This window comes from Pseudoxanthomonas sp. F11 (assembly GCF_037046485.1).
Taxonomy (GTDB): Bacteria; Pseudomonadota; Gammaproteobacteria; order Xanthomonadales; family Xanthomonadaceae; genus Pseudoxanthomonas_A.
The window spans coordinates 36290-57402 of record NZ_JBANLZ010000006.1 but is presented as its reverse complement, the minus strand read 5'-3'; the positions used below and the strand labels follow the sequence as shown (position 1 = coordinate 57402).

Annotated in this window: 22 protein-coding genes and 2 tRNA genes; 20 read left to right on the top strand and 4 right to left on the bottom strand. The window is 68.8% G+C overall.

Features of this window, described 5'->3' with window-relative positions:
- Nucleotides 1-12: 12 nt before the first annotated feature.
- Nucleotides 13-2403 carry a phosphoenolpyruvate synthase gene (ppsA, locus tag V8246_RS16270; RefSeq protein ID WP_336190158.1) on the bottom strand — a complete coding sequence of 797 codons (2391 nt, stop codon included), beginning with the start codon at nt 2401-2403 and terminating at the stop codon, nt 13-15.
- 151 nt (nt 2404-2554) lie between these two features.
- On the opposite strand from ppsA, the gene V8246_RS16265 reads away from it, so the two are divergent.
- Nucleotides 2555-3376 (top strand): pyruvate, water dikinase regulatory protein, encoded by an 822-nt coding sequence (locus V8246_RS16265; RefSeq protein WP_336190157.1) that lies wholly within the window; start codon nt 2555-2557, stop codon nt 3374-3376.
- Nucleotides 3377-3494: 118 nt separating this feature from the next.
- Complete coding sequence (locus tag V8246_RS16260) at nt 3495-3977, top strand: DUF1249 domain-containing protein (protein WP_336190156.1); 483 nt, start codon at nt 3495-3497, stop codon at nt 3975-3977.
- 20 nt (nt 3978-3997) lie between these two features.
- Here V8246_RS16260 and V8246_RS16255 read toward each other — a convergent pair whose 3' ends face one another.
- From V8246_RS16255 to V8246_RS16245, 3 genes are all read right to left on the bottom strand, one after another.
- The gene (locus V8246_RS16255) at nt 3998-4225 is read right to left on the bottom strand and encodes a hypothetical protein (protein ID WP_336190155.1); all 228 of its coding nucleotides are present in this window, start codon (nt 4223-4225) and stop codon (nt 3998-4000) included.
- A 189-nt stretch (nt 4226-4414) separates the two neighbouring features.
- Nucleotides 4415-4490: transfer RNA gene (locus V8246_RS16250), tRNA-Glu, on the bottom strand.
- A gap of 52 nt (nt 4491-4542) precedes the next feature.
- Nucleotides 4543-4618: transfer RNA gene (locus V8246_RS16245), tRNA-Ala, on the bottom strand.
- Between the two features lie 139 nt (nt 4619-4757).
- Between V8246_RS16245 and V8246_RS16240 the strand changes: the two genes are divergently transcribed.
- From V8246_RS16240 to V8246_RS16155, 18 genes are read left to right on the top strand one after another with little or no spacing between them, the layout of a single operon-like run.
- Entirely contained in the window at nt 4758-5519 is a 762-nt protein-coding gene (locus V8246_RS16240) for a beta-ketoacyl synthase chain length factor (protein WP_336190154.1), read from the top strand.
- A complete protein-coding gene (locus tag V8246_RS16235; RefSeq protein ID WP_336190153.1) occupies nt 5512-6309 on the top strand; it encodes a lysophospholipid acyltransferase family protein in 798 nt (265 codons plus the stop codon). The genes V8246_RS16240 and V8246_RS16235 overlap by 8 nt, the downstream gene beginning before the upstream one ends.
- On the top strand, nt 6296-6556 hold the full coding sequence (locus V8246_RS16230; protein WP_336190151.1) for a phosphopantetheine-binding protein: 261 nt from the start codon (nt 6296-6298) through the stop codon (nt 6554-6556). The genes V8246_RS16235 and V8246_RS16230 overlap by 14 nt, the downstream gene beginning before the upstream one ends.
- A gap of 23 nt (nt 6557-6579) precedes the next feature.
- The gene (locus V8246_RS16225; protein WP_142124725.1) at nt 6580-6834 is read left to right on the top strand and encodes an acyl carrier protein; all 255 of its coding nucleotides are present in this window, start codon (nt 6580-6582) and stop codon (nt 6832-6834) included.
- Between the two features lie 38 nt (nt 6835-6872).
- Entirely contained in the window at nt 6873-7403 is a 531-nt protein-coding gene (locus V8246_RS16220; RefSeq protein WP_336190150.1) for a hypothetical protein, read from the top strand.
- The gene (locus V8246_RS16215) at nt 7396-9078 is read left to right on the top strand and encodes an AMP-binding protein (protein WP_336190149.1); all 1683 of its coding nucleotides are present in this window, start codon (nt 7396-7398) and stop codon (nt 9076-9078) included. The genes V8246_RS16220 and V8246_RS16215 overlap by 8 nt, the downstream gene beginning before the upstream one ends.
- Nucleotides 9068-9844 carry a glycosyltransferase family 2 protein gene (locus tag V8246_RS16210; RefSeq protein WP_336190148.1) on the top strand — a complete coding sequence of 259 codons (777 nt, stop codon included), beginning with the start codon at nt 9068-9070 and terminating at the stop codon, nt 9842-9844. The genes V8246_RS16215 and V8246_RS16210 overlap by 11 nt, the downstream gene beginning before the upstream one ends.
- Complete coding sequence (locus V8246_RS16205) at nt 9841-10785, top strand: acyltransferase (protein WP_336190147.1); 945 nt, start codon at nt 9841-9843, stop codon at nt 10783-10785. The genes V8246_RS16210 and V8246_RS16205 overlap by 4 nt, the downstream gene beginning before the upstream one ends.
- Nucleotides 10778-12319, top strand: coding sequence for an aromatic amino acid ammonia-lyase (locus tag V8246_RS16200; protein ID WP_336190146.1), 1542 nt, complete (start codon nt 10778-10780; stop codon nt 12317-12319). The genes V8246_RS16205 and V8246_RS16200 overlap by 8 nt, the downstream gene beginning before the upstream one ends.
- On the top strand, nt 12309-12740 hold the full coding sequence (locus tag V8246_RS16195; protein ID WP_336190145.1) for an acyl-CoA thioesterase: 432 nt from the start codon (nt 12309-12311) through the stop codon (nt 12738-12740). The genes V8246_RS16200 and V8246_RS16195 overlap by 11 nt, the downstream gene beginning before the upstream one ends.
- Nucleotides 12737-13369: an outer membrane lipoprotein carrier protein LolA gene (locus tag V8246_RS16190; protein ID WP_336190144.1), complete on the top strand. Its 633-nt coding sequence runs from the start codon at nt 12737-12739 to the stop codon at nt 13367-13369. Before V8246_RS16195 ends, V8246_RS16190 begins: the two co-directional genes overlap by 4 nt.
- Nucleotides 13362-15734, top strand: a complete 2373-nt coding sequence (locus tag V8246_RS16185) for a hypothetical protein (protein ID WP_336190143.1) — start codon at nt 13362-13364, stop codon at nt 15732-15734. Before V8246_RS16190 ends, V8246_RS16185 begins: the two co-directional genes overlap by 8 nt.
- The gene (locus V8246_RS16180) at nt 15731-16963 is read left to right on the top strand and encodes an NAD(P)/FAD-dependent oxidoreductase (protein WP_336190142.1); all 1233 of its coding nucleotides are present in this window, start codon (nt 15731-15733) and stop codon (nt 16961-16963) included. Before V8246_RS16185 ends, V8246_RS16180 begins: the two co-directional genes overlap by 4 nt.
- Nucleotides 16951-17499 carry a DUF3261 domain-containing protein gene (locus V8246_RS16175; protein WP_336190141.1) on the top strand — a complete coding sequence of 183 codons (549 nt, stop codon included), beginning with the start codon at nt 16951-16953 and terminating at the stop codon, nt 17497-17499. The genes V8246_RS16180 and V8246_RS16175 overlap by 13 nt, the downstream gene beginning before the upstream one ends.
- Nucleotides 17496-18686 (top strand): beta-ketoacyl-ACP synthase, encoded by a 1191-nt coding sequence (locus V8246_RS16170; protein ID WP_336190140.1) that lies wholly within the window; start codon nt 17496-17498, stop codon nt 18684-18686. The genes V8246_RS16175 and V8246_RS16170 overlap by 4 nt, the downstream gene beginning before the upstream one ends.
- Nucleotides 18686-19141 (top strand): hypothetical protein, encoded by a 456-nt coding sequence (locus V8246_RS16165; RefSeq protein WP_336190139.1) that lies wholly within the window; start codon nt 18686-18688, stop codon nt 19139-19141. The genes V8246_RS16170 and V8246_RS16165 overlap by 1 nt, the downstream gene beginning before the upstream one ends.
- On the top strand, nt 19138-19872 hold the full coding sequence (gene fabG / locus V8246_RS16160; protein ID WP_336190138.1) for a 3-oxoacyl-ACP reductase FabG: 735 nt from the start codon (nt 19138-19140) through the stop codon (nt 19870-19872). The genes V8246_RS16165 and fabG overlap by 4 nt, the downstream gene beginning before the upstream one ends.
- The gene (locus V8246_RS16155) at nt 19869-21110 is read left to right on the top strand and encodes a beta-ketoacyl-ACP synthase (protein WP_336190137.1); all 1242 of its coding nucleotides are present in this window, start codon (nt 19869-19871) and stop codon (nt 21108-21110) included. Before fabG ends, V8246_RS16155 begins: the two co-directional genes overlap by 4 nt.
- Nucleotides 21111-21113: the final 3 nt, after the last annotated feature.

Below are 21113 nucleotides of genomic sequence, written 5' to 3'. Positions count from 1 at the left end.
TTGCGCGCGACCTCAGCCGGCCTTGGTCTTCGCCAGGCGCAGCCACGTGTCGACCACCGTGTCGGGGTTCAGCGACACCGACTCGATGCCCTCGGCCATCAGCCATTCCGCCAGGTCCGGGTGGTCGCTGGGACCCTGGCCGCAGATGCCCACGTACTTGCCCTTGGCGCGTGCGGCCTTGATCGCCATCGACAGCATCTTCTTGACGGCCGGATTCCGTTCGTCGAACAGGTTGGCGACGATGCTGGAATCGCGATCGAGTCCCAGGGTCAGCTGGGTCAGATCGTTCGATCCGATCGAGAACCCGTCGAAGATGTCGAGGAATTCCTCGGCGAGCAGCGCGTTCGACGGCACCTCGCACATCATGATGATTTTCAGGCCCGGCTTTCCATCGGTAGCGCCATCGCCCTGGCGCAGGCCGTGCTTGGCCAGCACGTCGATGACCTTGCGGCCTTCCTCCAGCGTGCGCACGAACGGGATCATCACCCACAGGTTGTCCAGGCCCATCTCGTCGCGCACGCGGCGCACGGCCTGGCATTCCAGCGCGAAGGCGGGTTCGAACGACGGGTCGACATAGCGGCTGGCGCCGCGGAAGCCGATCATCGGATTCTCTTCGTGCGGCTCGTAGCGGCTGCCGCCGATCAGGTTGGCGTACTCGTTGGACTTGAAGTCCGACAGCCGCACGATGACGGGATTCGGAGCGACCGACGCGGTGATCGTGGCGATGCCCTCGGCCAGGCGGTCGACATAGAAGCTCACGGGGTCCGCGTAGCCGGCGATCTTGGCATCGATCTTCCTGCGGACGTCCGCCTCCTGGCGGTCGTACTCGAGCAGGGCGAGCGGATGCACGCCGATATGGCTGGCGATGATCATTTCCAGGCGCGCCAGGCCGATGCCTGCGTTGGGCAGTTGACCGAAGTCGAACGCGCGCTCGGGGTTGGCCACGTTCATCATGATCTTCAGCGGCGCCGCCGGCATGGCGGCCAGATCGGTGGTGGTGCGCTCGAAGGGCAGCGCGCCAGCATAGATGAAGCCGGTATCGCCTTCGGCGCAGCTCACGGTCACTTCGCTGCCGTCGGTGATGTGATCCAGCGCATTGCCGGTGCCGACCACCGCCGGCACGCCCAGTTCGCGCGCGATGATGGCGGCGTGGCAGGTACGGCCGCCGCGGTTGGTGACGATAGCGCTGGCGCGCTTCATCACCGGCTCCCAGTCGGGATCGGTCATGTCGGCCACCAGCACGTCGCCGGGCTGCACGCGGTTCATGTCCTCCAGCGAGCGCACCACGCGGGCCACGCCGCTGCCGATCTTCTGGCCGATGGCGCGGCCTTCGGCGACCACTTCGCCGCGCTTTTCCAGCGCATAGCGTTCTATCTGGGTGGCCTTGGCACGCGACTTCACCGTTTCGGGGCGGGCCTGGACGATGAACAGCTTGCCGGTCACGCCGTCCTTCGCCCACTCGATGTCCATGGGGCGACCGTAGTGCTGTTCGATGACCAGTGCCTGCTTGGCCAGTTCGTGCACATCGGCATCGGTGATGGAGAACGTGTTGCGGAGTTCCGCAGGCGTGTCCTCGGTGCGCACGCGCTCGCCGGGGATGTCCGAGTACACCATGCGGATCGCCTTGCTGCCCAGCGAACGGCGCAGGATCGCCGGCTTGCCCTGCTTGAGGGTGGGCTTGTAGACATAGAACTCGTCCGGGTTCACCGCACCTTGTACGACCATCTCGCCCAGGCCGAAGGAGGAGGTGACGAACACCACGTCCCGGAAGCCGGATTCGGTGTCCAGTGTGAACAGCACGCCGGACGCGCCGACGCCTGAGCGCACCATCAGCTGCACGCCGGCGGACAGGAACACGTCCTCGTGCTTGAAGCCGTGATGCACGCGGTAGGCGATGGCGCGGTCGTTGTAGAGGCTGGCGAAGACTTCCTTGACCTTGTGCACGACATCGTCGGCACCGGTGACGTTGAGGAACGTCTCCTGCTGGCCGGCGAAGCTGGCATCCGGCAGGTCTTCGGCCGTCGCCGAGGAACGCACGGCCACGGCCACGTCGCCACCGCCGTTCTCGGCGCAGAGCTTCGCGTAGGCGCTACGGATGTCGCGGTCGAGGTCGGGCTGCAGCGGGGCATCGATCACCCAGCCGCGGATTTCCTTGCCGGCGGCGGTCAGGGCGGGCACGTCTTCCACGTCCAGCGTGGCGAGCTTGTCGAAGATGCGCTTGGAGAGGTCGTTGTGGGCGATGAATGCCTTGAACGCGTCGGCCGTGGTCGCGTAGCCGCCCGGCACCGAGACGCCCAGGCTGGCCAGGTGGCCGATCATCTCGCCCAGCGACGAATTCTTGCCGCCCACGCGGGCCAGGTCGGCCAGGCGCAGCTCGTGCAGCCACAGGATGTTCTCGTTCAAGCGCATTGCTCCGAAATGGACCGCACCGCGCCGAGGACCGCCGGCGTGGGGCCGTGTCTAGGGGGAAGAAGCGATATGATGCAGTGCATACCAATTGCAGACAAGCTTGATTTGACAGGGGTTTCCATGGTGAAGCAGGGGAAAGAGGGACATGTCTGAACTGCGTCCGGTGTTCTACGTATCCGATGGCACCGGTATCACGGCCGAGACCATCGGCCACAGCCTGCTGACCCAGTTCGCGGGCATGCGGTTCCAGACCGACCGGCTGTCCTTTGTGGACGACGAGGAGAAGGCCCGGGATGCCGCGGACCGCATCCGTCGCACGGGCGAGCAGTTGGGTGCGCGTCCGATCGTGGTGAGCTCCTGCGTGGATCCGGCCCTGAGCGCCCTGATCGCCGAGAGCGGCGCGCTGGTGCTGGACGTGTTCGCGCCCTTCATCGAGCCGCTCGAGCGCGAACTCGGCCAGCAGCGTCAGTCGCGCGTGGGCCAGGCGCATGGCCTGGTCGACTTCGAGACCTACCATCGCCGCATCAACGCCATGAACTTCGCGCTGACGCACGACGATGGCATGGCGGTGAGCTACGACGAGGCCGATGTGATCCTGGTGGCGGTGTCGCGCGCGGGCAAGACGCCCACCTGCGTCTACCTGGCCCTGCATTACGGGGTGCGCGCCGCGAACTATCCGCTGACCGATGGCGATCTGGAGACCGACCGCCTGCCGGCCAGGCTGCGCCCCTACCGTCGCAAGCTGTTCGCCCTGACCATCGATCCAGAGCGTCTGCAGCAGATCCGCCAGGAGCGACGCCCGAACTCGACCTACTCGAAACTGGAAACCTGCAGGCGCGAGGTCGCGGCGGCGGAAGCGATGTTCCAGGTCGAGCGCCTGCCCACATTGAGCACCACCAACAAGTCGATCGAGGAAATCTCGAGCAAGGTGCTTTCCACGCTGGGCCTGCAGCGCGAGATGTACTGAGCGGGAAACGGTTGCGACGCAGGCCCGGGAATCCACGGGCGGCAGATCCTTAACTTAGGCCGCACGCGGGTGTGCGTCAATGCTGCCGCGCAGGGAATTCCGCGTGTAGGATCGGCCCATGTCCCAGGCCCTCGCACGCACCGCACGCATTCCCCGGCTGAGCCGTTTCGGCTGGTTGATGGCGCTGTATGCGGAGAACCACGCGCGGCTCTCGCGCCTGTTCGCGCCCGAACACCTGATGGTGGGAAGCTACCTGTCCAGCGTCGGCGACGGGCTGGACCTGCGTCTGGACGTGATCGAGACGCACCGCTACACGGTGGAACTGCGACTGACCTACGACCTGTGCGACCCGCTCACGGGCGAACCCGATCCCTCGGCTTTCGTGCGGCTCTACCGCGACGCGCACCAGGCCGAAGCGACGCACTGCTACGTGGGCCGTCGCTGGCAGGATGTGATCGGCCTGTATCCGCCACCGGCCGAGGTCATCAGCCACCGCATGCGGATGAATACCTTTCTCGGCAAATGGCTGGAATACCTGGCCGAGCAGGGGCATGGCGTGGCCACCTTGCGCCACGCCGGTCGCGTGCGCGATGTCGCCTGATCCCGCGCCGAATCCGCCCCTCACGCCACGCGCACGAAGCGGATGGCGTTGAGCCGGCGCAGGCCGTTGCTGGCGTCGCGACTCATGTTCATCACGTCGATCGCACCCAGTGTTTCCAGTTCCAGCAGCCGCTGTGCGACCGCATCGAAGGCGGCCTCATCCAGCCCCAGCGATCCGGCCGTCCATCGCGTGTCGCGATGGAGCGGCAGTTGCGAAACCAGTTCGTCGGCGAGGGCATGGTGGGTCATGACGGCAGCTCCGGCAAAGGGGCGACAGCTTCGATCACGCCACGGATGGCATGCGCGGCCGCGCGAGCGGCATGGGCTGCCGCCGGTTCTACGCCGAAGGCGGTGAGATTCTTGTAAATGCCTGCGAAAGCGCCGTTACGAACGCGCTCGGCAAAAAAAAAGCCCGGTTTCCCGGGCCTTCAAGATAAGTGGCGTCCCCACGGGGATTCGAACCCCGGTCGCTACCGTGAAAGGGTAATGTCCTAGGCCTCTAGACGATGGGGACACACGAAAGTGTGTGCCAGATTTTCTTTCCGGACGGCCTATTGTCCGGAAGTTGGTGGAGCCAGGCGGGATCGAACCGCCGACCTCCTGCATGCCATGCAGGCGCTCTCCCAGCTGAGCTATGGCCCCACGTGCTGGCAGGAGCGAAATAATAGCCAGCCTCTTTCCGATGCGCAAGCATCTGTTACGAAATTTTTTACGACTGGCGAACATCCGGGCATGCGGGTGAAATAGCGCACACGGAAATCGACGGAGCGGTGCGCGCGGGATGATCGGCTTTTCAGTCAAGCAATGGGCCGCATGGGCGCCGGGTCTGGTGGATGGCGATGCGTGGCGCGCATGGGCCGCGGCGCCGTGGCTGCCCTCGGGGGACGAAACGCCTGCGCTGCAGGAGGTTCCCGCCATGCAGCGGCGGCGCATTGAGCGGCTGGGACGCATGGCCATCCAGACCGCGTGCTGGTGCCAGGAGGCCGATGAGGGCGGGGTGCCGCTGGTGTTCGCCTCGCGCCATGGCGACGTGGCGCGCTCCATGGAGCTGCTGGAAGCGCTTGCCACGGACGACCCCCCATCGCCCACCACGTTCGGCCTGTCGGTACACAACGCCATCGCCGCCCTCTATTCGATCCTGCGCCGGGACCGCGGCAACTACGTGGCCGTGGCCGGTGGCAGGGCGACGGTGGAGACGGCCTGCATCGAGGCCGCCGCACTGCTGGCCGATGGCGCGCCGGAAGTGTTGCTGGTGGTCTACGACGCACCCTTGCCTGCCGTGTACGCGGATTTTGCCGATGAACCGGACGCGGGATTCGCGTGGTGCTGGCGCGTGGGGCCGGTGGGCGCGGTGGGCGCGGTGGGCGCGGTGGGCGCGGTGGGCGATGCGCTCGCGCTCGCATGGAACGAGGCAGACGGGGCGGACGACGCCCCTGCGGCATTACCCCATGCACTGGATATCCTGCGATTCCTGCTCTCGGGCGATCCTTCCCTGCAGTGGCGGGGCGACGGCACTGCCTGGCACTGGCGGCGGAATGCGTGAGCGCATCCACCATGCGTGGCGGGTCGCGGGCACCGGGCTGAGTTTCCTGGCCTTCGGGCTGGGCGGCCTGTTCCTGGGCCTCTGCGTGCTGCCGCCCATGCTGTGGCTGGTGCGCGACCCGGAGCGCCGTCGGCGCTGGGCGCGGCGGATCGTCCAGCGCAGCTTCGCCGCGCACGTGGAACTGATGCGGCGGCTGGGGGTGATGACCTACGAGATCCGCGGCCGCGAGCGGTTGGCGCGCGACGGCCTGCTGGTGCTGGCGAACCATCCCACCCTGATCGATGTGGTCCTGCTGGTCTCGCTGCTGCCCAACGCGGACTGCGTGGTCAAGTCGGCGGTCGCGCGCAATCCGTTCATGCGGGGGCCGGTCCGGGCCGCAGGTTACGTATCCAACGACGACGGTGCAGGGCTGGTGGAGGACTGCATCGCCGCCGTGCGCGCAGGAGGCGCGCTGGTGATCTTTCCCGAGGGTACGCGGACCACGCCGGGCCAGCCGCTCCGCCTGCAGCGTGGCGCCGCCAACATCGCCGTGCGCGGCGCGCTGGACATCACGCCGGTGCGCATCCGCTGCTCGCCGCCGACGCTGGGGAAAGGGGATAAGTGGTATCGTGTGCCGCCGACGCGGTTCCATATGGTGATCGATGTCCAGGAAGACCTGCCGATCGCCCCGTTCCTGAACGGAACGGAGGGGGGGGATCCGTCGGCGGGGGGAGAGGCGCTGGCAGCCCGGCGGCTCACGGAACATCTGGCCAACTACTTTGCGGGAGATCCATCGCGTGCAGGCACTTGAGCACGAGATCAAGGAATTGATCATTTCTTCGCTGTCGCTGGAGGACATTTCCCCGGACGACATCGATGCCGGCGCCCCGCTCTTCGTGGAAGGGCTGGGCCTGGACTCCATCGATGCCCTGGAACTGGGCCTGGCGCTGCAGAAGCGCTACGGCGTGGCGCTTTCCGCGGATTCGCAGGAAACCCGTCGGCATTTCGCCAGCGTGCGCGCATTGGCCGATTTCGTCGCCTCGCAGGGCAAGGCCTGAGCAGGGACGGCAGGACTGGCAAGATGACCAAGAACGAACTTTTCGACCGGATCGTCACGATCCTGCATGACAGCTTCGAGATCGAGCCCGCGCGGATCACGCCCGAGGCCCGGCTCTACGACGACCTGGACATCGACAGCATCGATGCGGTGGACCTGATCGTGCAGCTCAAGCCCTTGCTGGGGCGCAGCCTGCAGCCGGATGCGTTCAAGTCGGTGCGCACGGTGCAGGACATCGTGGACGTGCTGTACGGCCTGATCCGCGACCAAGCCGCCTGAGCGCAGGGCGCTCTCCCGTGTCCAGGATAGGCGCGGCCATGTTCGTGGCGTTGTCGGTGGCGTACCCGCTGGTGGTGTACTGGGCCATGGGCCGGTTCGAGCCCCGCTGGCTGGCGGTATTGCTGCTGGCGCTTGCGCTGTTGCGTGCGCTCGCGACCCGCCAGGCGGTGTGGCTGGTCGCGGCGGCCGGCGCGGCCGTGCTGGCGGCGCTGGCGACGGTGTTCAATCAGGCGCTGCCGTTGAAGCTGTATCCGGCGTTGATCAATGCGGTGCTGCTGGTCGTGTTCGCGGCCAGCCTGGCGTTCCCGCCGACGGCGGTGGAGCGCATCGCCCGGCTGAGCGAACCCGACCTGCCGCCGTCCGGCGTGGCGTATACGCGCCGGGTCACCCAGGTGTGGTGCGGCTTCTTCTTGCTGAACGGCACGCTGGCGCTGGCGACGGCGTTGTGGATGTCCGACCGCGCGTGGGCGCTGTACAACGGCCTGATCGCCTACGGGCTGATCGGACTGCTGTTCGGCGTGGAGTGGGTGGTGCGGCAGCGGGTCAGGGCGGGGCACCGGCATGGCTGAGTGGCGCTGTCTGGCCGAGGTGGCGGTGCAGCCTGAGCCCGGTCGTGCATTCACGGCGGCCGGTCGGGATTCCCGCGACCATGCGCACTTCCATCGCGACGTGCTGCGGTGGCGTACCGCATTCACTGCGTCGCCGGCGCACGCGTGGGCGCTCCACTTCGAAGACGCGGCATGCTTTGCCGCGGCCCTGTACGGCGCCTGGCACGCGGGCAAGACCGTGGTGCTGCCCGGCGATGCCCTGGCTGGGACGCAGGCGCGTCTGCAGGGGCGGGTGGATGGTTTCGCAGGCGACTGGCCCCAGGCCACGCTGGCGTCGCCCGCCGACGATGTGTCCGCTACCCCGTTGCAACCGCTCGATGCGGAGGCGGCGCGGCTGGTCGTGTTCACCTCGGGCAGCACGGGCGAGCCGGTCGCGATCGAGAAACGGCTGCGACAGCTCGATGCCGAGGTGCACGCGCTGGAAGCTGCCCTCGGTAGGGGCCTGGCGGGCGCGACCGTACACGGGACCGTCTCCCACCAGCACATCTACGGCCTGCTGTTCCGGGTGCTGTGGCCGCTGTGCGCCGGTCGCGCGATCGTCCCGCGCGCTTTCTTTCCGGAAGACCTGCTGGCCGCGATGGACGGGCAGGATGCGGTACTGGTGGCCAGTCCGGCCCATCTCAAGCGCCTGCCGGCGCAGTTGGACTGGGCGGCGCTGCATGGACGGCTGCGCGCGGTGTTCTCCTCGGGCGGGGTATTGCCCGCCGAAGCCGCGCATGAGGTATCGCGCCTGCTGGGCGTGTCGCCGACGGAGATCCTGGGCAGCAGCGAGACCGGCGGCATCGCATGGCGGCACTGGCGCGAAGAGCAGCCAGCGTGGCGGGCCCTGCCGGGCGTGGACTGGCGCGTACACGAAGGCGTGCTGGAAGTGCAGTCGCCGCACCTCTCCGATGCCGCGTGGTGGCGCAGCCAGGACCGCGCGGAGCCGGACGGCTGCGGAGGCTTCCGCCTGCTGGGTCGCGCGGACCGTATCGTGAAGGTGGAAGAGCGACGCGTGTCACTGGATGCGCTGGAACGGCAGGTCCGGGCGCATCCCGCGGTCGGGGACGTGCGGGTGCTGTTGCTGGGCGGCAGCCGCAGTACGTTGGCGGCCGTGGTCGCGATGGCCAGCGGCCTGCCCGTACCCGAGGACGCGGCGGCGCGCCGCGCCCTGTCGCAGGCGTTGTCGCGGCATCTGGCTGCCAGCCAGGATGCGGTGACGCGTCCGCGACGGTGGCGGTTCGTGTCCGCGTTGCCGGCGAATGCGCAGGGCAAGGTGACCGAAGCGGCGCTGACCGCCCTGTTCCGTCCCGAGCGCCCGACGGCGACGTGGACGCTGCGCACGCCGACGCAGGCGCGGGTCGAACTGCCGCTGGATGCGTCGCTGGCCGTGTTCGATGGCCATTTCCCGCAGGCCGCGATCCTGCCCGGCGTGGCACAGCTGGATTGGGCGGTCCAGCTTGCGCGCGAGGCGTTCCCCATTCCATCGCGCTTCCTGCGCATGGAGGCGCTGAAATTCCAGCGCGTGGCACGTCCGGGCGACACGATCCATCTGGAACTGGAGTGGCAGGCCGAGCGTTGCACGCTGCAGTTCCGCTATACGTCCGTACACGGTCCGCACGCCAGCGGCCGGGTGGTGTTCGACCATGGCGAGTGAGCAGGCGCCGGCCCGGCCCGGTTTCAATCCGCTGGTGGTGATCCCCGTATTCGATCACGAGCACGCCATCGCCACGATGGTGGAGGGCGTGCTGGCCGCCGACGTGCCCTGCCTGCTGGTGGACGACGGGTCGGGCGCGGCCTGTGCCCGCGAACTGGACCGGCTGGCGGCGCTGCATGCACCGCGTGTGGGGCTGCTGCGGTTGCCGGTGAACCAGGGCAAGGGCGGTGCGGTGCTGGCCGGATTCCGGCAGGCGGGCGGCGAGGGCTACTCCCATGTGCTGCAGATCGATGCGGACGGACAGCACGACCCGGCCGACATCCCGCGTTTCCTCGCGCTGGCGCGGGCGTATCCGGACGATGTGGTCTGCGGCGTACCGCTCTACGACGCCAGCGTGCCGAAGGGAAGACTGTACGGCCGCTACCTCACCCATGTCTGGGTGTGGATCAACACCCTGTCGTTCGCGATCCGTGATTCGATGTGCGGCTTCCGCGTGTATCCGCTGCCGCCGGTGCTGCGGCTGATGGACGAGGAGACCATCGGCCTTCGCATGGACTTCGACGTGGAGGTGCTGGTGCGGCTGTTCTGGCGTGGCATCGCGGTCCACAACCTGCCCACGCGGGTAACCTACCCGCTGGACGGGGTTTCCCATTTCGATGTCTGGCGCGACAACGTCCGCATCAGCCGCATGCACGCGCGCCTGTTCTTCGGCATGCTGCGCCGTCTGCCGCGACTGCTGGTGCGCCGTGCGGCGGTGGCATCGTGAGCGGTCGCGGCCAGCATTGGGCCGAGATCGGCGAATCCACCTCGGTCGGCGGCATCCTGCTGCTGTGCGCGGTGCATCGCTGGTTGGGACGCTGGCCCTTTCGCGTCTGCGTGTATCCGGTGGTGCTGGTCCACTGGCTGCTCAACGGCACTGCGCGCCGCGCCTCGTTGCAGTACCTGCGGCGCGCCCACGCGCATCTGGGTGTGCCGGCGGAGGCGCCGGGCATGCGGCACAGCCTGCATCACTTCGCCATGTTCGCCGAGACGCTGCTGGACAAGATCCTGGCGCTGGGCCAGCGCTATCCGGTCGACCGCGTGCGCATGCACCGCGAGGGCGTGCTGGCGCGGGTCAGGTCGGGGCAGGGCGGATTGATCGTCACCGGACACCTGGGCTGTCTTGAACTGTGCCAGGTGATGGCCGAACAGGTCCCAGGGCTGCGTCTGACCGCGCTGGTGCATACGGCGCATGCCGAGCGCTTCAACCGCATGATGCGCCGCCTGGACGCGACGACCCGCGTCGAACTGCTGCAGGTCACCGACTTGGGGCCGGCCGACGCGGTGGCGCTGGCCGAGCGCGTGGCCCGTGGCGAGTTCGTCGCCATCGCCGGCGACCGCGTCCCCCTGCGTGGCGGCCGCACGGTGAATGCGCCGTTCCTGGGCCACCCGGCGCCGTTTCCCATCGGGGCCTATGTGCTGGGCGCCGCGCTGAAATGCCCGGTGTTCACCATGGCCTGCACGCACGAGGGCGATGGCTACAGCGTGCGCATGGACGCCTTCGCTGAACGCATCGAACTGCCGCGCGGCTCGCGCGACGCCGCGCTGGCCGGCTACGCTTCGCAGTTCGCGGCGTGGCTGGAACGGCAGGTCCGCCTGTCGCCTTATGACTGGTTCAACTTCTACCCCTTCTGGGATCAGGTAACGCATGACGCCCGCAATGAGTGAATCCGCAGCGCCGGTCTTCGGCGACGCACCGCTGCGCATCGAGGATGTGGTGGCGCTGTCGCGCCGGCAGGTGCCCGCCGTGCTCTCGAGGGATCCCGGTTTCCGTGCACGCATCGCCCGCGGGGCGGACTTCCTCAGCCGGTTGCTGGAGGAAGAGGGCGTCATCTATGGCGTGACCACCGGCTACGGCGACTCCTGCACGGTCAACATCCCGCCCGTGCTGGTGGAGGAACTGCCGCACCACCTGTACACGTACCACGGCTGCGGCCTGGGACGCTTCCTGGACGAGGCTGAGACGCGCGCGGTACTGGCTGCACGCCTGGCGTCGCTGGTGCGCGGCATGTCCGGCGTCAGCCTGCCGCTGCTGGAAGGATTGGAAACCCTGCTGCGCCATGACGTGCTGCCGCTGATTCCGGCCGAGGGCTCGGTCGGTGCGAGCGGCGACCTGACGCCGCTGTCCTACGTGGCAGCCGTGCTGTGCGGCGAACGCGAGGTCCTGCACGGGGGCAGGCGGCGCCCCGCGGGCGAGGCGCTGTCCGAGATCGGCATGACGCCGCTGACGCTGCGCCCCAAGGAAGGTCTGGCCATCATGAACGGTACGGCGGTGATGACGGCGCTGGCCTGCCTGGCGTTCCACCGCGCGGAGTACCTGTCGCGGCTCGCCACCCGGCTGACGGCGTTCAACGTGCTGGCCAGCAACGGCAATGCCCATCATTTCGATGCGGTGCTGTTCGCCGCCAAGCCGCATCCCGGCCAGTCGCGCGTGGCGCAGCGCCTGCGCGAGGACCTGCACAGCGACCGTCCGCCGCGCAACGAGCAGCGGCTTCAGGACCGGTACTCGCTGCGCTGCGCACCGCATGTGATCGGCGTGCTGGAGGACGCGCTGCCGTTCCTGCGCCAGCTGATCGAAACCGAACTCAACAGCGCCAACGACAATCCGCTGATCGACCCGGAACGCGAACAGATCCTGCATGGCGGCCATTTCTACGGCGGCCACATCGCCTTCGCGATGGATTCGCTGAAGAACACGGTGGCTAACGTGGCCGACCTGCTGGACCGCCAGCTCGCGCTGATCGTGGATGCCCGCTACAACCACGGCCTGCCCGCCAACCTGTCCGGCGCCACCGGCCCGCGCGCGGCGATCAACCATGGCCTGAAGGCCCTGCAGATCAGCGTGTCGGCGTGGACGGCGGAGGCGCTGAAGCTGACCATGCCGGCGTCGGTGTTCTCCCGCTCCACCGAGTGCCACAACCAGGATAAAGTCAGCATGGGCACCATCGCCGCACGCGACTGCCTGCGCGTGATCGAACTGGCCGAGCAGGTGGTTGCCGGCATGTTGATCGCCGCCCGCCAGGCCCTGGCCCTGCGCCAGCGCGTCGGCCTGCCGTCCACGCTGGGCGAAGGTCCGGCAGCGATGTACGCCGACCTGCAGGCGCGTATCGCGCTGGTCGAGGAAGACCGGGCACTGGATGGCGAACTGCGCCAGTTGCTGGCCGACATCCGCGATGAACGCTGGGCCGTCTATGCGGGCTGAACTGCGCGACGACTTCGCCATCGAGGTCGCATTGAACCCCGCTTTCCACGACTGCGATGCCATGCAGGTGGTCTGGCACGGGCACTATTTCAAGTACCTGGAGATCGCCCGGTGCGCGCTGCTGCAGCGCTTCGACTACGACTATCCGCAGATGCATGCGTCGGGTTACATGTGGCCGATCGTCGATACCCGGGTGAAGTACATCCGGCCGCTGCGGTATGCGCAACCCCTGGTCGTGGCGGCCCGGATCAGCGAGTGGGAGAACCGATTGAGGATGGACTACGAGATCCGCGACGCCGTCAGCGGCGAGGTGCTGACGCGCGCGCATACGATCCAGGTGGCGGTCGACGCCGCTTCAGGCGAGATGCTGTACCTGTGCCCGCCTGTGCTCTGGGAGCGGTTGGGAGTTCCTGCGCCATGACGTTCATCCGTGACCTGCTGGTCGTCCTTGCCCTGGCCTTCGCTTGTGCCGGTCCGCTCTCCCCGGCCGCGGCGGCGGAGCCGCTGGCCCGGGTGCGCGAGCAGGTGGCCCAGGTGCCGCTGCTGCGCGGTGAATTCAGGCAGGAAAAACAGGTCGCGGGCTTCAAGAATCCGCTGCGCTCCAGCGGGCGTTTCCTGCTGGCGCGCGACAAGGGCGTGGTGTGGACCACGCTGGCGCCGTTTCCCTCCGAGACCGTCATCACCCAGGACCGCATCCTGAGCCGCCAACGCGACGGCAGTCGCCGTGTGGAGGTGGACGGGCGCCAGCAGCCGGGCCTGCGCAGCATCAACGCCATGATGTTCGCGTTGATGAGCGGCGATACGAAGGCGCTCACCGCCGCCTTCGACGTGAAGGAGGAGGCCGCCGACGGCAAGGGCTGGCGGATGACGCTGTCGCCCCGCTCGCGCCAGCTGGCGCAGGCGTTCACGTCGGTGCGCCTGGCGGGCGACCGCTACGTGCGCGACGTGGAGCTGCGCGAAGCCAACGGCGATGTCACCCGCCTGCATTTCCAGGCCATGAGCGAGACGCCGGCCACGCTGACGCGCGACGAGGCCGCCCGGTTTGACTGAACCGCACGCATCGCCGGGGGCGGAGGGCAGGCTGCGCGGCTGGCGCTGGCTGGCGCTGGCGTGGCTGCTGGTGCTCGTGGCCGTGGCCTGGCATCACGTGCGCTTCTGGCAGGCGCCGCGCATCGATAGCGACATCCTGGCCCTGCTGCCGATGGATGCGGGCGATCCCGCGGTCGCCGACGCCACCCAGCGGATCGCCGGCAACAGTGCGCGCGACGTGGTGGTGATGTTGGGCGCCGCCGACGCGGCATCGGCAGTGCGCGCCCGCAGCGCGTTCGAGGCCGCGGTGCGGGCGTCGGCCGCCGATGGTGCAGGCCTGCTGATGGAGGACCGCTCGCCCGAGGACTGGTTCGCCCAGGCGCGCGATGCGCTGGCCCCCTATCGCGATCGCCTGCTGACGGAAGCGCAGCGCCGCCAACTGGAGCAGACCCCGGCCGATGCGCTTGCCGAATCGGCGCTCGCCGCGCTGTACGGCCCGATGGGGGCGCCGCGGCTGACCGAATGGCGCGACGATCCCCTCGGCCTGTGGCCGCAGTGGTGGCAGGCCCAGGCGGCCGCCTCCGGGATGGCGCTGGATGCCGAGGGCCTGCTGCAGGCCGACGGGCGCCATTGGGCGGTGCTGCGCTTCGTCCTGCGCGACTCCGCGTTCAAGCTGGATGGCGAACGGCGGCTGCAGGACCTGCTGGATGCCGCTTCAGCCGCGGCCACCACCGCCGCGCCGGGACTGCGCGTGCTGAAGGCGGGCGTGCCGTTGCATGCCGAGTCCGCCGCGGTTCAGGCCAGCCGCGAGGTCAACACCATCGGCTGGGGTTCGTTGGCCGCCGTCCTGCTGCTGGTGTGGCTGGCATTCCGTTCGTTCCGGCCGCTGCTGCTGGTCGCCCTGTCCCTGCTGGTCGGGTGCGCGGTCGCCCTGACCGCCACCGTGCTGGTGTTCGGCAAGATCCACCTGCTGACGCTGATTTTCGGCGCCAGCCTGGTGGGTGTGGCCGAGGACTACGGCATCCACTGGTTCGCCTCGCGCCAGGGCGTGGCGGCCGCGCGCCGCTGGTCGCTGTTGCGGCAGTTGCTGCCGGGCCTGTGGCTGGCGTTGCTGACCAGCGCGCTGGCGTACCTGGCGCTGGGACTGGCGCCTTTCCCCGGACTGCGCCAGATGGCGCTGTTCTCGGTGGTCGGGCTGTCGGCGGCCTTCCTGACGGTGATCTTCCTGTTCCCCTGGCTCGATGGCGGTCAGGTGCGCACGACGGGCTTCTCGCGCTGGCTGGGCGGCACGCTGGCGCGCTGGCCGCGCCTGGCGACGCGTCGCGGGGGCATCGCGCTCGCCGTCGTGGTGCTGCTGGTCGCCGTGCCGGGACTGATGCGCGTGCAGGGGAACGACGACCTGCGCAGCCTGCAATCGTCACCCGCCGAACTGATCGCCCAGCAACGCGAGGTGGGCCGGCTGCTGGGCATGCCCAGCCCAGCGCAGTTCTTCCTGGTGCAGGGCCGCGATGCCGAACAGGTCCTGCAGCGCGAGGAGCGGCTGGTCGCCCGGCTGCGCGAACTCGAGGCCGACGGGTCCGTCGGCGGCCATCGCGCGCTCAGCGACTGGCTGCCATCGCAGCGCCGGCAGGGCGAAGTCGCCGCACTGACCTCGCGTGTCGAACGGCACGTGCTGGCACGCCTGTCGACCGTCACCGGCGAGACGTTGGCACGTGGCGAATTCGCTGCATCGGCGCTGGACGTCGATACCTTCCTGGCGTCGCCCGCGTCGCTGCCCGTGCGCTCCCTATGGCTGGGGAAGGTGGGGCAGGGCGTGGCCTCGGTGGTGATGGTCAACGACCTGTCGCGGCCCGATGCGCTGGCTGTCTTCGCCGCCCAGGCCAAGGGGCTGGACGGCGTGCGCTGGGTGGACCGCACCGCCGACATTTCCCGCCTGTTGGCGCACTACCGCCACATGATGTCCTGGTTGCTGTTGGCCGGCGTGGTCGTCGTGTTCGTCGTGCTGGCGATCCGCTACCGCACGCAGGCCTGGCGCGTCATCACGCCGACCCTGCTGGCCGGCCTGCTGACCGTCGCGCTGCTGGGCTGGCTGGGCCAGCCGCTGCAGCTGTTCAACGTGCTGGCGCTGATGCTGCTGCTGGGCATGGGCATCGACTACGGCATCTTCCTGGTCGAGCACCGCGGCGACGCCAGCGCGTGGCTTGCGGTCTGTGTGGGTGCCGCAAGCACGTGGCTCTCGTTCGGCCTGCTGGGCCTGTCGGCCACGCCGGCGCTGCGCACCTTCGGCCTGACCCTGCTGTTCGGCATCGGCCTGGTGTGGCTGCTGTCGCCCCTGTTCCGGCCGGCGCCGGACGATTCTTCCCTGCTAGGACATCCCTCAGAATGAAAACGGAACGCACCGACATCCTGATCATCGGCGCCGGCCCGGCCGGCTCCGTGGCCGCGGCGATGCTGCGCCAGCAGGGCCGCAAGGTCCTGATCGTCGAGCGCGAGCAGTTTCCGCGCTTCTCCATCGGCGAGAGCCTGCTGCCGCAGAGCATGGAGTACATCCAGGCGGCCGGCCTGCTGCAGGATGTGGTGGAAGCCGGTTTCCAGTACAAGAACGGCGCCGCGTTCGTGCGGGGCGAACGCACCACCGAATTCGATTTCCGCGACAAGTTCTCGCCGGGCTGGGGCACCACCTACCAGGTGCAGCGCGCCGATTTCGACCATGTGCTGGCCAAGGGCGCCGAGCGCATGGGGGCGGAAGTGCGTTATCGCCATGAAGTGCTTTCCGCCGAGCCGGGCGAGACGCCGCGCGTGACCGTGCGTTCGCCGGAAGGCGAGGAATACGCCATCGAAGCCGATTTCATGCTGGACGCCAGCGGCTTCGGGCGCTTGCTGCCGCGCCTGCTGAAGCTGGAGTCGCCCTCCAACTTCCCGGTGCGCGGCGCCATCTTCACCCATGTGCGCGATCACATCCCGCACGATGCGGGCTTCGACCGCAACAAGATCCTGATCACCACGCATCCCGAGCACGTGGACGTGTGGTACTGGACCATTCCGTTCTCCAATGGCTGCTGCTCGCTGGGCGTGGTGGCGGAAACGGCGTTCCTGGACCGTTACCAGGGCACCGAACTGGAACGCCTGCAGGCCATCGTCGGCGAAGACCCCAACCTTACGCGCCTGCTGAAGAATGCAGAATGGGCCGTGTTGCCGGTGCGACAGATCACCGGGTACTCGGCGAACGTGTCCTCCCTGTGGGGACCGGGCTATGCGCTGCTCGGCAATGCAGGCGAGTTCCTCGACCCCGTGTTCTCCTCGGGGGTCACCATCGCCTTCAAGTCGGCGCAGCTGGCCAGCGAGTGCCTGCGCCGCCGCTACGCCGGCGAGACGGTGGACTGGGAAGCCGACTTCGCGGTGCCCTTGCGCGGCGGCGTGCAGACGTTCCGCCGGTTCGTGGAATCGTGGTACGCCGGCGGCTTCCAGCGGATCATCTTCCATCCGGATTCGCAGCCGGACATCCGCCGCATGATCTGTTCGATCCTGGCCGGTTACGCATGGGACAAGAAGAATCCCTACGTCGCCGATACGCAGCGTCGCCTGCAGGTGCTGGAGCAGCTGTGCACCGGCTGATCGCGCTGCTGCTGTCCAGCGTATTGCTGGCCGCATGCGCGACGCGCCCGGTCGCGCCCGCGGCAGAGCTGCCTGCGTTGCGACTGGCGCCCGCCGCGCTGGGTCATGAACTGGCCGTGCAACAGCGGCTGGTGTTCCGCTTCGGTGCGCAGGTGCGCGAACTGGATGCGCTGCTCGAAGTCGACGCGGCCGAGGTGCGCCTGGCGGTGCAGGCCATGGGTCGCACCGGCGTGCGCCTTCAGTGGGATGGCCGGAACTTAGTGGAGCAGCGTGCCGCCTGGCTACCGGACGCCGTGCGCAGCGAGCGCGTGCTCGACGATGTGCAGTTCAGCCTGTGGCCCGCCGACGCCGTGCGTGCCGTGTTGCCTGCCGGATGGGAGCTGCACGAGGCGGGCGATGTGCGCGAGCTGCGGCGGGATGGTCGTGCATGGCTGGTACGCGAACGTACAAGTGAGACGACGTTGCAGGTTCGCAACCGCGCCGATGGCTATGATCTGACCATCGAATCGGTGGCCGGCGGAGCGTCCAGTCCGTGAGTGGCGAGGCCATCTTCCTGAACGATCTTGGCCTGGTGTGCGCGCTTGGCCATGGCGCCGCGGCGGTACGCGAGGCGTTGTTCCGCGACGATGCGCCCGCCGGTGTGGCGATGAACGAGACGTTGGTGCCGGGTCACCGCCTGGCACTGGGTGCCGTGTCCGGTCCGTTGCCGTCGCTGGACCATCACCCGGTGCCCCTGCACGGACGCAACAACACGCTGCTGCGCGCGGCCTACCTGCAGATCCAGGGCCAGGTCCGGCAGGCCATCGAACGCTACGGTCCGTCGCGGGTGGCGGTGGTGGTGGGCACCAGCACCTCGGGCATCGGCGAGGCGGAGCAGGCGATGGCGATGTGGCGCCGGCAGGGCCGCTGGCCGGAAGGCTTCCACTACGTGCAGCAGGAGATCGGTGCGCCGTCGCGGTTCCTCGCCGCCGAATCCGGCGCGCGCGGCCCCGCCTGGACCCTCTCCACCGCCTGCTCGTCCAGCGCCAAGGCAATGGCGTCGGCGGCACGGCTGCTGCGCACCGGGCTGGTGGACGCGGTCATCACCGGCGGCGCGGATTCGCTGTGCCAGTTCACCGTGCGCGGCTTCATGGCGCTGGAATCGGTCGCCAGCGAGCGCTGCAATCCGTTCTCGGCGCACCGCCACGGCATCAACATCGGCGAGGGCGCCGCGCTGTTCCTGATGACGCGCGAACCGGGACCGGTGCGGCTGGCGGGTTGGGGCGAAACCTCCGATGCCCACCACGTGTCCGCGCCGGAACCGGAAGGCCATGGTGCCATCGCCGCGATCGGCCATGCGTTGGCGCGGGCAGGCCTGACGGCGGCCGACATCGACTACGTGAACCTGCACGGCACCGCCACGCCGCAGAACGATGCGATGGAAAGCCGCGCGGTCAGCGCGGCGCTGGGTACCGCCGTGCCGGTGAGTTCCACCAAGCCGCTGACGGGCCATACGCTGGGTGCCGCGGGCGCGGTCGAGGCCGGCCTGTGCTGGCTGGCGATGGTCGACAATCCCCGCCACCGGCTGCCGCCGCACTGGTGGGATGGCGAGCCGGACCCGGCGTTGCCGGCGCTCGCCTTCGTGCCACCCGGCGCCACCGCCGCACGGCCGCTGCGCCACGTGCTCAGCCAGTCGTTCGCGTTCGGCGGCAGCAATTCGGTGCTGGTGTTCGGGGAGGGGTGATGCACGATCTGTACGACATCGAACGGGTGGTGCCGCACCGCGGCAGCATGCGCCTGGTCGACCGGCTGGTGGCCTGGGACGAGGACAGCGTGGCGGTCGAGCTGCGCGTGCCTCACGAGGGGCCGTTCAGCCATGCCGAAGGCGTTCCGGCCTGGGTGGGCGTGGAATACATGGCCCAGGCCATCGCCGCCTGGGCGGGATGCCGTGCGCGCAGCGCGGGCCGCGAGCCGTCGATCGGCTTCCTGCTGGGCACGCGCCGCTACGAGAGCCGGGTGACGTGGTTCGTGGCGGGCGCATTACTTCGGGTGGAGGCGACGCGCGAGCTGCTGGGCGACAATGGGCTGGGAATGTTCCGTTGCCGCATCCTGGGGGACGGCGACGAACTGGCAACCGCCAACGTGTCGGTGTTCGAACCACCGGACGCCATGGCTTATCTGGAGAGCACGCCGCAATGAGGGGAGAGACAACGGTCCTGGTCACCGGGGGCAGCCGGGGCATCGGGCGCGCCATCGCGCTGGCGCTGGCGCAGGATGGCTTCGACCTGGTCGTGCATTGCCGCAGCCGCGTGGACGAGGCGGAAGCCGTCGCGGCACAGGCGCGTGCGCTCGGGCGGGAAGGCCGCGTACTGGCCTTCGACGTGGCCGACCGTGCCGCCGCCGCGCAGGCGCTGGAAGCCGACGTGGCCGAACATGGCGCGTACCACGGCGTGGTCTGCAATGCAGGCATCGCGCGCGACACCGCGTTTCCGGCCATGAGCGGCGAGGACTGGGACGCCGTGCTGCACACCAACCTGGACGGGTTCTACAACGTTCTCAATCCGTTGATCATGCCGATGGTGCGCCGGCGCAAGCCCGGCCGCATCGTCACGCTGTCCTCGGTGTCGGGCCTGGTCGGTAATCGCGGGCAGGTCAACTACAGCGCGGCGAAGGCCGGCATCATCGGCGCCACCAAGGCACTGGCGCTGGAACTGGCCAGTCGCGGGATCACCGTCAACTGCGTCGCGCCTGGCCTGATCGATACCGAGATGGTCAGCGGCGAGGTGGTGGACGAGGCCCTGAAGATGATCCCGATGAAGCGCGTGGGCAGGCCCGAGGAAGTCGCCGCCGTAGTGTCGTTCCTGATGTCGCCGCAGGCCTCGTACGTCACCCGCCAGGTGATTTCGGTCAACGGAGGGCTGGTCGGATGAGCCGCATCGATCGACGCGTGGTGGTCACCGGCGCGGGCGCGATCAGCCCGCTGGGGCACGACTGGGCCAGCGTGCACCTGCGCCTGCGCGAGTGCCGCAACGCGGTGCGGCACATGCAGGACTGGGATCGGTACGAAGGCCTGAACACCCGCCTGGCGGCGCCAGCCGAGCCCTTCGAACTGCCTGCCCACTACAACCGCAAGACCACGCGCAGCATGGGCCGGGTGGCCATCATGGCCGTGCGCGCCACCGAACTGGCGCTGGAACAGGCGGGCCTGCTGGGGCACCCGGTGCTGAAGAGCGGGAAGGTGGGCGTGTCCTACGGCTCGTCGGCGGGCAGCCACGAGGCCATCGGCGACTTCGGCCGCATGCTCAACGAGCACACCACCGAAGGCATCAATGCCACCACCTACCTGAAGATGATGAGCCACACCGCGCCGGTGAACATCGGCGTGTTCTTCGGCCTGACCGGGCGCGTCTACACCACGTCCAGCGCCTGCACCTCGGGCAGTCAGGGCGTCGGCTCGGCCTTCGAGGCGATCCGCAGCGGCAAGCAGGTGGCGATGATCGCCGGCGGCGCCGAGCAGCTGGATGCGACGGCCGCGGCCGTGTTCGACACCCTGTTCGCCACCAGCGTGCGCAACCACGAACCGGACAGCACGCCGCGCCCGTTCGATGCCCACCGCGACGGCCTGGTGCTGGGCGAGGGCGCCTGCACGCTGGTGCTGGAAGACCTGGAACATGCGCTCGCGCGCGGTGCGACCATCCTGGGCGAAATCGTCGGCTACGGCACCAACAGCGACGGCCAGCACGTCACCCAGCCCAGCGCCGACACGATGGCGCAGGCGATGCGGCTGGCGCTGGAAGACGCGGGCCTGCAGCCCGATGTGATCGGCTACGTCAACGCACACGGCACGGCGACCGACCACGGCGACATCGCCGAGACCACGGCCACCGCGTCGGTGTTCGGCCAGCGCATGCCGATCAGTTCGCTAAAGAGCTACGTCGGCCACACGCTGGGCGCGTGCGGCGCCTACGAATCCTGGATCACGCTGGAGATGATGCGCGAGGGCTGGTTCGCCCCCACGCTGAACCTGGAGGAGCGCGACCCCCGCTGCGCCGACCTGGACTACATCACCGGCGAGGGTCGCGAACTGCGGACCGACTACGTGATGAACAACAACTTCGCCTTCGGCGGCATCAATACATCGATCATCTTCAAGCGCTGGAACGATTGAATA

Coding starts and splice junctions, on each gene's coding strand:
- V8246_RS16265 (WP_336190157.1), top strand. CDS start 2,555: ATGTCTGAACTGCGTCCGGTGTTCTACGTATCCGATGGCACCGGTATC.
- V8246_RS16260 (WP_336190156.1), top strand. CDS start 3,495: ATGTCCCAGGCCCTCGCACGCACCGCACGCATTCCCCGGCTGAGCCGT.
- V8246_RS16255 (WP_336190155.1), bottom strand. CDS start 4,225: ATGACCCACCATGCCCTCGCCGACGAACTGGTTTCGCAACTGCCGCTC.
- V8246_RS16240 (WP_336190154.1), top strand. CDS start 4,758: ATGATCGGCTTTTCAGTCAAGCAATGGGCCGCATGGGCGCCGGGTCTG.
- V8246_RS16235 (WP_336190153.1), top strand. CDS start 5,512: ATGCGTGAGCGCATCCACCATGCGTGGCGGGTCGCGGGCACCGGGCTG.
- V8246_RS16225 (WP_142124725.1), top strand. CDS start 6,580: ATGACCAAGAACGAACTTTTCGACCGGATCGTCACGATCCTGCATGAC.
- V8246_RS16220 (WP_336190150.1), top strand. CDS start 6,873: ATGTTCGTGGCGTTGTCGGTGGCGTACCCGCTGGTGGTGTACTGGGCC.
- V8246_RS16215 (WP_336190149.1), top strand. CDS start 7,396: ATGGCTGAGTGGCGCTGTCTGGCCGAGGTGGCGGTGCAGCCTGAGCCC.
- V8246_RS16210 (WP_336190148.1), top strand. CDS start 9,068: ATGGCGAGTGAGCAGGCGCCGGCCCGGCCCGGTTTCAATCCGCTGGTG.
- V8246_RS16200 (WP_336190146.1), top strand. CDS start 10,778: ATGAGTGAATCCGCAGCGCCGGTCTTCGGCGACGCACCGCTGCGCATC.
- V8246_RS16195 (WP_336190145.1), top strand. CDS start 12,309: ATGCGGGCTGAACTGCGCGACGACTTCGCCATCGAGGTCGCATTGAAC.
- V8246_RS16190 (WP_336190144.1), top strand. CDS start 12,737: ATGACGTTCATCCGTGACCTGCTGGTCGTCCTTGCCCTGGCCTTCGCT.
- V8246_RS16180 (WP_336190142.1), top strand. CDS start 15,731: ATGAAAACGGAACGCACCGACATCCTGATCATCGGCGCCGGCCCGGCC.
- V8246_RS16165 (WP_336190139.1), top strand. CDS start 18,686: ATGCACGATCTGTACGACATCGAACGGGTGGTGCCGCACCGCGGCAGC.
- fabG (WP_336190138.1), top strand. CDS start 19,138: ATGAGGGGAGAGACAACGGTCCTGGTCACCGGGGGCAGCCGGGGCATC.
- V8246_RS16155 (WP_336190137.1), top strand. CDS start 19,869: ATGAGCCGCATCGATCGACGCGTGGTGGTCACCGGCGCGGGCGCGATC.